Here is a 13,183-nt window from a genome sequence, read left to right on the forward strand (position 1 = left end):
CTATATTACTTGTCATTAAAGATAAAACTTTTAAAATACATTCTTGGTCAATCATCCTTTTATCTTTAATTCCCTTATCTGTTGTTTTTTTAAATTCTGGAGATTCAGAAAGTTCTTTTAATAAATTTGTGATTTTATTTGAAGAGTTTTTAGCATAACGCATTTCCTGAGCAGAAAGTGCAGTTCCTCCTTGATTAATCCGTTTAAATATATTAAAAGTAATTTCGGGTGATGTTCCTCTTAAAAGTAAATATACTGTTAGTTTTGTTTCTTTAATTCTTCTTTTCCACCGAGGTGTAAGTTCCTGATATTTTTTACCATGTAAATCAGTGAAAAAATCTAATCCATTCAGATTAAAACTTTGATCAGTGACAAATTCCTTAAATGTTGTTATTCTTTGGATTCCATCTATGACTAACCATTGATCATCATTAGTTGCATCAATATAAAAAGCAGGTAAAGGAATTTGCAATAAAAGAGATTCAATTAACCGACTTTTTGCAGTTCTAGTCCAAATACCTTCTTTTCGTTGAAATTCAGGTGTGATCATTCGATGATTATTTAATCTGTCCAGAATTTGCTGTACGGTCATGATATTAGTTCCCATACTAATGCAAGTCGGATCAAATCCTTGAGAAAGAGTTGGTTCTTCTTCTTCCTCTTCCTCTTCAATATCTATATCTTCCTCATATTCTGAATTAATATTATTTTGTTGCAAATAGTTTGTTTCTGTCATAATTATATTCTTAAATTATTGCTTGTACTTCCTCTACTAATGTATTTTTGCCCTCGACGGGATACCAAAATAAATCTTCATCTACAAATATATTTGGAGCATTAGCAAACAGATAATCTCAGTTTTGCTGAATTTCTACAAGAATAGGAAACTGAATTGTGTTATTTGCCACCAGTCGTCCGTCACAATCTGGGTAAATGACCTCTAGCTGGGCTGGTGCGGCGATTTGTGAAACCATAACCCTATCCTCAGCAAGATTTTTTCTAATTATCTACTAAATCAAGAAAATATAAAGTGATATCCTGGTTAGAAAATTAAGATGATTGATACTTTACTATAACCTGAGTAAAGATAGTATTATTAAGGATTGTTTCACTGTGTAATCTTTCCTTAGCCTGTCAATATGTCAGAAAATCTAGCTGCTTCTTTAAACGATGTGCTTCCAAACGCTCACAATAGCCAAAATACTATCCGTATTCGAGGTGCTAGGCAGCATAATCTGAAAAATATTGATTTGGAATTACCCCGCGATCGCTTAATTGTCTTTACTGGCGTTTCCGGTTCGGGTAAGTCTTCTTTGGCGTTTGATACCATTTTTGCCGAAGGTCAACGCCGTTACGTAGAATCCCTCAGTGCCTATGCTCGGCAATTTTTGGGACAGTTGGATAAACCAGATGTGGAAGCCATCGAAGGTTTAAGTCCGGCAATTTCCATTGACCAAAAATCAACTTCCCATAATCCCCGTTCGACGGTGGGGACGGTGACGGAAATTTATGATTATTTGCGGTTGTTATACGGTCGCGCAGGTGAACCCCATTGTCCAATGTGCGATCGCTCTATTGCCCCTCAGACCATTGACCAGATGTGCGATCGCATCATGGAACTTCCCGACCGTACCCGCTTCCAAATTCTAGCCCCTGTAGTCCGCGGGAAAAAGGGAACTCACCGTAAATTAATTTCTGGTTTAGCCGCCCAAGGATTTGTCCGCATTCGGGTAAATGGAGAGGTGCGAGAGCTATCGGATTCCATTGAGTTAGATAAAAATAACACACATACTATAGAACTGGTTATTGACAGATTAGTTAAGAAAGATGGTATTCAAGAGCGTTTGGTAGATTCCCTAGCAACTTGTCTTAAGCAATCTAACGGAATTGCTACAGTTGTCATTAGTCAGCCAGTGGTGAGTGGTAATGAAGAAACAACTGACAATGGACAACTGACAACGGACAAAGAAGAAGAAATGGTGTTTTCGGAAAACTTTGCTTGTCCCGAACATGGTGCGGTAATGGAAGAATTATCGCCCCGGTTGTTTTCTTTTAACTCCCCTTATGGTGCTTGTCCCCATTGTCACGGGATTGGGACTTTAAGAAGATTTTCCCCGGAATTGGTTGTACCTAACCCAGATTCGCCTATGTATGCAGCGATCGCTCCCTGGTCAGAAAAGGAAAACTCCTATTATTTAGAATTGCTGTATGCTGTCGGCTTGAATTATGGCTTTGAATTACAAACTCAATGGGGGAAGTTGACACCGGAACAGCAAAAAGTTGTCTTGTATGGGGAAGAAAACAAGAAAACTACAGAAGAGAAAAAGCAGAGTTTCAAAGGTGTAATTCCCATTTTACAAAGACAGTATGAAGGGGGAACAGAATTAGTCAAACAGAAATTGGAAGAATATTTAATTGACCAACCCTGCGAAGTTTGTGGTGGGAAAAGATTAAAACCCGAAGCCTTATCCGTAAAGTTAGGACAATATGGGATTTTAGATTTTACCAGTGTTTCCATTCGGGAATGTCGGGAAAGAATAGAAAAATTAAAATTGAGCGATCGCCAAACCCAAATAGCCGAATTAGTTCTCAGAGAAGTTAAAGCCAGATTACAATTTTTATTAGATGTGGGCTTAGATTACCTCACCTTAGATCGTCCCGCCATGACATTATCAGGTGGAGAAGCCCAACGCATTCGGTTAGCCACACAAATTGGTTCAGGACTAACAGGAGTTCTTTACGTTTTAGATGAACCCAGCATTGGACTACATCAACGAGATAACGGCAGATTACTCAAAACATTAACCAAATTACGCGACTTAGGAAATACCTTAATCGTCGTCGAACATGACGAAGAAACTATCCGCGCTGCTAACTATATAGTTGATATTGGTCCAGGTGCCGGAATTCATGGTGGAAATATTATTTCCGAAGGCAGTTTAGAGAATTTACTCAATGCTGAAGAGTCTTTAACTGGTGCTTACCTATCAGGAAGAAGAGTCATCACTACCCCAGCTAAAAGAAGAGAAGGAAATGGTCGCGCCTTAACTATTAGAAATGCCCATCGCAACAACTTACAAAATATAGATGTAGAAATTCCCTTAGGAAAACTTGTTTCGGTTACAGGTGTTTCTGGTTCAGGAAAATCTACCTTAATTAACGAATTACTTTATCCATCCCTACAACATCATCTTCTCAAAAAAGCTCCCGCACCCAAAGATATAGATGAAATTAAAGGTTTAAACTGCGTTGATAAAGCCATTGTCATTGACCAATCACCCATAGGTAGAACTCCCCGTTCCAACCCCGCAACCTACACTGGAGTTTTCGATATTATTCGTGATGTCTTTTCCCAAACCGTAGAAGCCAAAACCAGAGGTTACAAACCTGGACAATTTTCTTTTAATGTCAAAGGTGGCCGTTGCGAAGCTTGTAGTGGACAAGGTGTAAATGTCATCGAAATGAACTTTCTCCCTGATGTTTATGTCCAATGTGAAATTTGCAAAGGTGCGAGATATAACCGGGAAACGCTCCAAGTTAAATATAAAGATAAATCAATTTCTGATGTTTTGAATATGACAGTTGAAGAAGCATTAGATTTTTGTCAAAACATTCCCAAAGCCGTAACGAGATTACAAACATTATTTGATGTTGGTTTAGGTTATGTGCAATTAGGACAACCAGCCACAACCTTATCCGGTGGCGAAGCCCAACGGGTGAAATTAGCCACAGAATTATCTCGACGTGCCACAGGAAAAACACTTTATTTAATAGATGAACCAACCACAGGTTTATCTTTTTATGATGTTCACAAATTGTTAGACGTTCTCCAAAGATTAGTAGATAAAGGCAATTCCATTTTGGTCATTGAACATAATTTAGATGTAATTCGTTGTTCTGATTGGGTCATAGATTTAGGACCAGAAGGAGGAGATAAAGGCGGAGAACTGATTGCTGCGGGAACGCCAGAAGAAGTGGCGAAAAATCCCCGTTCTTATACTGGTCAATATTTACAGCAGGTATTGGCACAATATCCAGCGGTGGGGTGATTTTTTCTCATGCAAAGACCCAAAAAAAGAAAAAAATAAGACGTGAGGCTAGAATATTAATGCACAATCAAAAAGTAACGAGTTATGAATAAGGAGAAACTCAATGAATGATCAGGAGTTAGAAATTCTCCTAAATAATATGGAATCAGATGGAGTGGAACGTAAGGCTTCAATATCCGATAGAGGTAAACTTTGTGAAGCAATTTGTGCATTTGCTAACGATTTACCCAATCATCAAAAATCAGGAGTTTTATTTATTGGGGTTAATGATAATGGAACTTGTGCGAACCTGACCATAGATGATAAACTTCTGCTGACAGTTTCAGGTATGCGGGATGATGGCAACATTTTACCTTTTCCATCAACGATTGTCCAAAAACGCAATATTGGCGGATGTGAACTGGCAGTTGTAATTGTCGAACCATCGGATGCTCCTCCTGTACGTTTTAAGGGACGAGTTTGGATTAGAGTAGGCCCCCGCAGAGCTACTGCAACAGCAGAAGAAGAACGTCGTTTAGCTGAAAAAAGACGTTCCAAAGATTTACCTTTTGATTTAAGACCTTTAACATCAGCAAGTTTAAATGATCTCGATTTAGAAATTTTTCGTCGAGTTTATTTACCCTCATCTTTAGCAAATGATGTTTTGCAAGAAAATCAACGTTCAGTTGAACAACAACTCAAATCAATGCGGTTTGCCACAATTGATGCGTTATCTAAACCAACTATTTTGGGTGTATTAGTTATTGGTAATGACCCTAGACAATTCGTTCCCTGTGCCTATATTCAATTTCTTCGTATTGGTGGTACTGAGTTAACTGATCCAATTAAAGATCAAAAAGAAATTGGTGGTGCGCTTCCAGATTTGTTGCGGATGCTCGACGAAATTTTTCAAGTTAATATATCTGTTGCTACTGATATTACAGCCCAACCAATTGAGTTACAACAACCTGATTATCCCATAGTTGCCTTACAACAATTAGGAAGAAATGCAGTGATGCACCGTACCTATGAAGGGACAAATGCACCAGTCAGAATTACCTGGTTTAATGATCGCATCGAAATTCAAAATCCTGGTGGACCTTTTGGTCAGGTAAATCGGCAAAATTTTGGTCAACCAGGGATAACTGACTATCGCAATCCTCACCTGGCTGAAGCAATGAAAAATCTTGGTTATGTGCAGAGATTTGGTTTAGGAATTGAACTTGCTCGTCAGCAACTTCTAAAAAATGGTAATCCCCCTCTGGAATTTACTGTGGAAGATGCCCATGTTTTGGTAACACTGAAGAAAAAATCATGAATGCAAAGATTATTGCTTTCTTTAATAACAAGGGAGGAGTTGGTAAAACTTCCTTAGTCTATCACTTGGCCTGGATGTATCAAGACTTAGGATTGCGAGTAGTTGCTGCTGATCTAGACCCCCAAGCTAACCTTACTACTGCTTTTTTAGATGAGGAACGCTTGGAACAAATTTGGTTAGGAAATAGTGAACCAACAACTGTCTTTGATTGCGTACAACCATTATTAAAAGGTATTGGTGATATTGATAATCCACATTTAGAATATATCCCAGAATCTGAAAACTTAGCTCTTTTAGTTGGAGATTTAGCTCTTTCTGGTTTTGAAGATGAGCTTTCAGCACAGTGGACTAATTGTCTTGGTGGAGGTGGGCAAGAAAGGGCTTTCCGCGTAATTTCTGCTTTCTGGAGGATTCTCCAACAAACAGCCGTTAAACACCAAGCAAATGTAATATTGATGGATTTGGGACCCAATTTAGGAGCAATAAATCGTGCAGCCTTAATTGCTGCTGACTATGTTGTTGTTCCCCTTGCACCAGATTTATTTTCTCTCCAAGGCTTGCGTAACCTTGGTCCCACATTAAGAACTTGGCGTGCAGAGTGGCAAGAAAGGTTATCCAAAACAAATTCTTCAGGTAAAAAAAGTTTAGCAAAGGATTTACAACTTCCCCAAGGAATAATGCAACCTGTTGGTTATATTGTTTTGCAGCACTCAGTTAGATTAGATCGTCCAGTTAAAGCTTATGAACGTTGGATTGCTCGTATCCCCACAGTTTATAGAGAAGATGTTTTAGATCAGCCTGGTGAAAATATAATTTCTATCGAAAATGATCCCAATTGTTTAGCCTTACTTAAAAACTACCAAAGTTTGATGCCAATGGCTCAAGAAGCTCATAAACCGATGTTTTACTTAAAACCTGCTGATGGTGCTATTGGCGCTCATACTAAGGTAGTGAGAAATGTTCATGAAGATTTTCAAAAATTAGCTTATAAAATAGCCGAAAGGACACAAGTTGACATTCCCCAAATATAATTAATAAGTAGTGAGACAGAATTAATTACACAATGTCATTGGGAATGAAACGAAGTGAAATGAAGCAATCGCCAGGGTTGTGATTGCTTCCCTTCCCTCGCAATGACTGTAAATATTTTTGTCCAATTACTTACTGTATTAATCAATAGGAAAATAATGATCAAGGATTTATAAAACATCCTCTAAGACAATTACGTCAAAATCGCGCCACCCATTAACCGCTCATACCTATACCTTAACTCATCCTGCATTAATGGCCAACGCGCTAAACTTGCATCCATATCAATCACTTTTTCTGCTGCTTGTCGCGCTAACAGCAAAATGTCCTCATCTTCCACCAAACTCGCTAAAGTAAAATCTGCTACACCAGATTGACGAGTTCCCATCACCTCCCCAGGACCGCGAAACCGCATATCCATTTCTGAGATAAAAAACCCATCTTGGGACTGTTCCAACACCTTCAAACGTTGTTGAGCATCGGGACTTCTGGTACTACTCATTAGCAAACAATAAGATTGTGCTGCACCCCGTCCTACTCGTCCCCGTAATTGGTGCAATTGTGATAAACCGAATCTTTCCGCGTGTTCAATCAACATTACAGTTGCATTAGGCACATCCACACCCACCTCAATCACAGTTGTAGAAACAATGATTTGAGTTTCATTATCACGAAATTTATTAATTGCTTCTTCTTTTTCGGCTGAAGTCATGCGTCCATGCAATAACCCAACTTGAAAATCAGGAAACACACTTTCTTGTAACTTCTGATGTTCATCTACAGCCGAACGCAAATCTAATTTTTCTGATTCTTCCACCAAAGGTAAAACTATATAAACTTGTCTACCTTGGGCAACTTCTCGGCGGATTAAATCATAAGCTTGGGGACGCTGTTGTCCACTTAACATCGTCGTTTGAATTTGTTGTCTTCCTGGTGGTAATTCGTCAATTTGACTAACATCTAAATCCCCATGTACAGTTAATGCTAAAGTGCGGGGAATGGGTGTAGCCGTCATCGTTAAAACATGAGGTTGTTCGCCTTTTTGCTGTAACTTTGCCCTTTGTTGTACACCAAACCGATGCTGTTCATCTATGACAACTAAACCCAAACGTTGAAAATTGACTTTATCTTGAATCAAGGCGTGTGTTCCTACCAATAAAGGTAATTCACCTGTTTCTAACTGGGAATGAATTTCTCTTCTTTTAGCTACTTTTGTCGAACCTGTTAATAATTCAACTGGTAAATGGAGGAGATTAAACCAACTTACTAATTTACGATAATGTTGTTCTGCTAATACTTCCGTAGGAGCCATTAACGCTGCTTGATAACCTGATTGAATTGCTGCTAAAATAGCAATAACAGCAACAACAGTTTTCCCTGAACCAACATCACCTTGGACTAAGCGATTCATAGCTACAGGTTTTTGTAAATCGGTGAGAATTTCATTCACAACTCTCTGTTGTGCGCCAGTTAATTGAAAAGGGAGAATTTCGTCAAATTGTTCTAATAATTTACCTGTGGGTGTCAGTATGGCACTGGTTTGAATTTCTCGCGCTTTTTTTTGCCGTTGCAGTAAGCCAAGTTGTAAATAGAAAAATTCATCAAATACTAACCGACGACGGGCAATTTTTAAAGAGTCACTATCTTTGGGAAAATGAATATTAGGAATTGCCTCTTTCAATTCCATCAAAGCATATTTTTCTCGTAAACCTTTAGGCAAAGGATCTTTTAAATTTACGGCTGCTGTTAAAGCCGTCATTACAGCCTGTCTGACTGTATTAGCCATTACTCCTTCAGTCAAGGCATAAATAGGGACAACTCGCCCAATAGTTAAAGAATCAATGGTATCCCCTGGATTTGCCAAAACTTCTAATTCTGGATTATCCAAAGTTAAACCATATTTACCACCTTTGACTAATCCACAAGCTGCCAACATACTACCTACAGGATAGTTGCGTTTTAAACTTTCTTGCCAACCACGACCACTAAAACGCGCACCTGCGTAAAAACGGGTAACTTTAATTTGTCCGGTATTGTCTTTTAAAATTAATTCTAAAATTGATAACTTCTTATTTTTAGGACTGGTGAAAAAATTAAATCTTTTGACGGTCGCTATGATAGTTACTGTTTCCCCCCCTTCTAATTCACTAATATTCACCTGACGGGCATAATCAATATGATCACGAGGATAATAAAACAGTAAATCCCGAACGGTACGTAAATCCAACCGCGCTAAACTATCAGATTTTTTAATGCCAATTTCTGGTAAATCTCTAAGTTTTTTATCCAGTGTTGGTGCTAATTTTTTACTAATTTCGGCAACAATTGGCGTGGTGGGATGTTGGTTTTTAGCTTCGTAATTTATTTTGGTTTCTTCTGTTTCTAGTTCTTGTTGAAGTTGATTTAGATATCTTCTAATTTCTGCTACTAAGTGTTGTCTTTCTGGTAATGTTAAATTTGGATAGTTGGCAAATTCCATTCCTACTTGATGCCAGCGGGGTCTTTCTTTTGGTGGTAAGGCAGTTGGGAAATTACCAAAAGTCAAACACAGAAATTCACTAAAGCGATACTGCTTACCTATTAAATCTATAAAGCCTTTTTCTGCCTCAAACGCTAAGGCTTTATTTAATCTTATCCAATCGGGTGTTTCATTAGTCATTAGTCAGTTGTCAGTTGTCAGTTGTTAAGAGAGTATAGAGTTTTGAGAGATAGATTTTTCAATAAACTATATAGTTATGAATCTTTAATTTTGCATTTTTAATTCCCCTACCCACTTACTTAATCCTCAAACCAACTGGCACGCCAAGCGGCTTCGGCTTCAGCAATTTTAAGTTCTCTTTGCCTTTTTTGATATTCTCGTCCTAGTTTATTCAATTGCATTAAAATATTACGAATTCCTTTGCGTTCTGCCAATAGTGTCGCTTCAGCAAATTCTATTTCTCCTAGTCGTAAGTGAATAGCCATAATCTGAGTCAGGCTAGAATCTTCGGAATCTTCCTCATCACTAATTTCTATCACTAAGTTTAATAGATTGGGAGGGCTAGGTATCATATTACTAGAACCCTCTGAGGAAGCAGCAGCAGCGGTGGCAGCGGCTAAAATCGGTTCTGGTAGTTTTTTGGGTAGGACTCCGGTTTTCTGGATTAAGATATTAACTGCTTGTGAGACTTTTTTCAAAGTTTCTTGAATTGCTTCTTCTAAATCTTGTTGCCATTCAACTAGTTCTACGGGGTTAGAATGATCTAAGGCTTTAGGTTGTGGTTCGTTTTCTTCGTTCTCTTCATTTTCTTCTTCAATTTTCTCTTTTTCTTCAGTTTCTACAACTGCTTCCGTCTGGGTAACTTTTGGGGGTTGAATATAATTAATTAATTCTTTAGCAGCTTGTTGACTGAATTTACGAATGCCTTGTTGTAATTTTTGCCGCTGATTTAGTGATAAGTTCAGAAATTCATCAGGATATCCCTGGGTACAGAGGTAATAACTAGCTAAAATCAGTTGCTTTTGTAAGGCTGATCCGAGGAGATTTATATATCTAGTATAAGCTAAATTGAGTTCTTGAGCGATCGCACTAATCGCCTCTTTTAAGTCAGTAATATCTTTTTCTATCCGTTCAATTGCTCTCGCCATAAGTTTAAGCTGGTTAGTTGTTAATTGCTTTGTATAGTACAAATATACAGAATTTTGAATAAATAATCATCATATAAAGAACAGGACAGCGTGTTATTTGTTACCTTAAGTTGACACCAATCAGCACTAATAAACCTCCGCGAACGGTATCCAATCTTGTGGGATGGGCATCCTGCCCGTCCTTGTATTATTAGCAGTCAAGATGCTTGCACCACAAGACATTTTGGGACATTTTTTTATTTAGAAGTCTCTAAGAACAAAATTACTTAGCACCAATTTGGGCAGCAACTTCATCAGCAAAGCTCATTTCTTTCCTTTCAATACCTTCACCGAGTACATAACGCACAAAGCGACTGACTTGAATTCCCTCACCAACTATTTTTTCTACTTGCTTCACCAAGTCTTCTACCGAAATACTTTGATCACGGATAAAAGGTTGATCTAGTAAAGTCATTTCTTTAAGACGCTTTTCAATTCTACCTTGAACAATCTTTTCTTTGATGTTCTCTGGCTTATTACCCAAGTCGTCCTTACCCATTTCGATGCTCTTTTCTTTCGTGACAACTTCGGCAGGAATTTGGTCTATGCTAACGTACTCAACGTTAGGACAAGCGGCAACTTGCATTGCTGCGTTTCGTGCCAAGTTTTGGAACTCTTCCTTGGTAGAAGCTGCATCGGTTTGAGAATTTAATTCTAATAGTACACCAACACGACCACCAGTATGAATATAGCTATCTACTATTCCTGGTTTGTCAGTGGTAAGAGAGAAATTCACAAAGCGCCGGACTTGAATATTTTCACCAAGAGTTGCAATTGTTTCTTTGATGAATTCATCAACAGTAACGCTGGACTTTTCAGTATAGGGTTGAGCCAATAAAGACTCAAGGGTATCAGCATTTGCAGCTTGTTTTGCCAGGTTCTTAACTAAGGCTTTGAAAGCTTCATTGCGGGCAACAAAGTCTGTTTGACAGTTTACCTCTATTAGTACACCGACTTGTCCATCAGGTCGAATGTAGGTGTCTACTAGACCTTCTGCGGCAATGCGAGCGCTTCCTTTATCAGCTTTAGCAATACCTTTTTGCCGTAGCCAAGTTGTAGCCGCCTCGACATCACCTTCATTTTCCTTCAGTGCCTTTTTGCAGTCCATCATGCCAGCACCGGTTTTTTGGCGTAGCTCTTGGACGAGTTTTGCAGATATTTCCGCCATATTGCCTCAATTCTTAACTTGACAGATACAAATATTATTCAAGATTATCAGACGATCAGGACTCATTTGAAAATCATTTAAGAGACTTCCAATCAAAAAAATAAGTAATTGGACAAAAATATTTACAGTCATTGCAAGGGAAGGGAAGCAATCACAACCCTGGCGAGTGCTTCATTTCACTTCGTTCCATATGGCTAACGCCACGCAACGCTTACGCAATGACATTGTGTAATTAATTCTGTCTCACTACTTACCCCAATCTTTAGTATAGATTTAGGGGTAAAGCAAAAGCCCATAGGTGTCAACTTAAGCTCAAATCCCTACCGCATCTCGTTCCTAGTCTCTGACTAGGAATGCAGTTGATGAGGCTCTGCCTCTAATATCATTGAAGGCAGAGCCTTCTAGAATTTATTCCCAGTCAGAGACTGGGAATGAGACGAGTTGAGTTCTTTGCGGGATAGATATTTTGCGTTAAGTTGACACCTATGATCACTGCCAAACCCCTACTTATTTGCCAGACTACTAAAAAATTGGCTAATTTATTCTTTGGTACGCCTTAATCCCGATCACAGATGCTTATGCTTCGTCTTCTGACTCAGTGCTATCACTTTCATCATATTCGTAGTCTTCGTCAGCATAATCATCGTAGTCTTCTTCCGCTTCTAGCTGACCATGACGACCTTCATAGATAGCATCTGCTAATTTACCGATAATTAGTTTAATGGATCTAATTGCGTCATCGTTGGCTGGGATCGGAATATCTACAACGTCTGGGTCACAGTTGGTATCCAACATGGACACAATCGGAATCCCCAATTTTTCGCATTCTTGAACTGCGTTATATTCCCGCTTCTGGTCAACAATAACCACGATATCGGGAACTTTCCGCATATTTTTAATGCCGCCCAAATATTTTTGTAGCTTCGTCATTTCCCGACGCAGCATGGAGGCTTCTTTCTTGGGTAATAAATCCAGTGCGCCGCTTTCTTCTCTCCGTTCTAAATCTTTGAGACGCTCGGCTCTGGTTTTAATGGTTGCCCAGTTGGTAAGCATTCCACCCAACCAACGTTGATTAATGTAGTGAGAACCGCAACGGAGTGCTTCTTGGGCAATAATTCCGGCTGCTTGGCGCTTAGTGCCAACAAACAGGAATTTTTTACCTTGCTCTGACTGGGTTCGCATATAATTATACGCGTTATCCATCAACTGGGCTGTTTGTACCAAGTCAATGATATGTACACCATTTCGAGAGGTGTAGATATAAGGAGCCATTTTGGGGTTCCAACGTCTGGTCTGATGACCAAAGTGAACGCCTGACTCCATCATTTGAGCCAAGGAAACTACTGGCATATTTTGTTACTCCTATTCGGGTTAAACCTCCATCTAGGTGTATTTCTCAATTTAAGAAACACCCGAATTCCCAGATGTGCGGATTTTAGACAACTATACTAGGGTAACACAAATATGTTGAGTTTGGTGGTGAACTTGGATTTTTTGTAAAAGGTGTACGGTGTACACACAAGCCGATGTACAAAAAGAAAATATATAACAGGTGACAGGTGCTACGCATAATTTAGTATTTATTTTGTGAACTACCCACACTGACCTGACGGTACAGTGTCGGCTTCCTGTCCAATAGAAAGCACAGTAGTAGACTTCTTGCGTCCTCTATTACTGCGACTTATTTCTGGGCGACAGGCTTCTTGATGAAGTTGTTCATGGGGGAAACCCCCAAGACCACACTTCATCGCTTTATCCCCCGTTCCAGAGGTCAAAATTCGTAGTCCCTCATCTTTGAGGTTTATTGCTGCATTAATATCTCTATCATGTCTAGTCTGGCACTTTTCACAAGTCCAGAATCTTATATCAAGTGGCAAACTACCCACTTGATTAAGGCATACATGACAAGTTTTCGACGAAGGAAAGAATCTATCAACTTCTTGATAAATCTTCCCTTCGTTTTCTGCTTTGTAT

9 protein-coding genes are annotated in these 13,183 nt (G+C 38.9%); 3 read left to right on the forward strand and 6 right to left on the reverse strand.

The window, feature by feature from the left end:
• The coding region (locus IQ228_RS09890) for a DUF262 domain-containing protein (protein WP_193962772.1) at nucleotides 1–736 on the reverse strand (736 nt) is incomplete at its 3' end.
• A 403-nt stretch (nucleotides 737–1,139) separates the two neighbouring features.
• Between IQ228_RS09890 and uvrA the strand changes: the two genes are divergently transcribed.
• The 3 genes from uvrA (at nucleotide 1,140) to IQ228_RS09905 (ending at nucleotide 6,377) form a co-directional block, all read left to right on the forward strand.
• The gene (gene uvrA / locus IQ228_RS09895; protein WP_027403791.1) at nucleotides 1,140–4,049 is read left to right on the forward strand and encodes an excinuclease ABC subunit UvrA; all 2,910 of its coding nucleotides are present in this window, start codon (nucleotides 1,140–1,142) and stop codon (nucleotides 4,047–4,049) included.
• 103 nt (nucleotides 4,050–4,152) lie between these two features.
• Nucleotides 4,153–5,346, forward strand: a complete 1,194-nt coding sequence (locus tag IQ228_RS09900) for an ATP-binding protein (RefSeq protein WP_193962773.1) — start codon at nucleotides 4,153–4,155, stop codon at nucleotides 5,344–5,346.
• Nucleotides 5,343–6,377 (forward strand): ParA family protein, encoded by a 1,035-nt coding sequence (locus tag IQ228_RS09905; RefSeq protein WP_027403789.1) that lies wholly within the window; start codon nucleotides 5,343–5,345, stop codon nucleotides 6,375–6,377. Before IQ228_RS09900 ends, IQ228_RS09905 begins: the two co-directional genes overlap by 4 nt.
• A gap of 191 nt (nucleotides 6,378–6,568) precedes the next feature.
• Here the strand turns inward: IQ228_RS09905 and recG are convergent, their stop codons facing one another.
• The 5 genes from recG to IQ228_RS09930 form a co-directional block, all read right to left on the reverse strand.
• On the reverse strand, nucleotides 6,569–9,034 hold the full coding sequence (recG, locus tag IQ228_RS09910) for an ATP-dependent DNA helicase RecG (RefSeq protein ID WP_027403788.1): 2,466 nt from the start codon (nucleotides 9,032–9,034) through the stop codon (nucleotides 6,569–6,571).
• Between the two features lie 119 nt (nucleotides 9,035–9,153).
• Complete coding sequence (locus IQ228_RS09915; RefSeq protein WP_027403787.1) at nucleotides 9,154–10,002, reverse strand: hypothetical protein; 849 nt, start codon at nucleotides 10,000–10,002, stop codon at nucleotides 9,154–9,156.
• Between the two features lie 262 nt (nucleotides 10,003–10,264).
• Nucleotides 10,265–11,209: a translation elongation factor Ts gene (gene tsf, locus IQ228_RS09920; RefSeq protein WP_027403786.1), complete on the reverse strand. Its 945-nt coding sequence runs from the start codon at nucleotides 11,207–11,209 to the stop codon at nucleotides 10,265–10,267.
• A 576-nt stretch (nucleotides 11,210–11,785) separates the two neighbouring features.
• Nucleotides 11,786–12,559, reverse strand: coding sequence for a 30S ribosomal protein S2 (gene rpsB / locus IQ228_RS09925; protein ID WP_027403785.1), 774 nt, complete (start codon nucleotides 12,557–12,559; stop codon nucleotides 11,786–11,788).
• 242 nt (nucleotides 12,560–12,801) lie between these two features.
• The coding region (locus IQ228_RS09930; protein WP_193962774.1) for a zinc ribbon domain-containing protein at nucleotides 12,802–13,183 on the reverse strand (382 nt) is incomplete at its 5' end.

This window comes from Dolichospermum sp. LEGE 00246 (genome assembly GCF_015207865.1).
GTDB classification, from domain to species: domain Bacteria; phylum Cyanobacteriota; class Cyanobacteriia; order Cyanobacteriales; family Nostocaceae; genus Dolichospermum; species Dolichospermum heterosporum.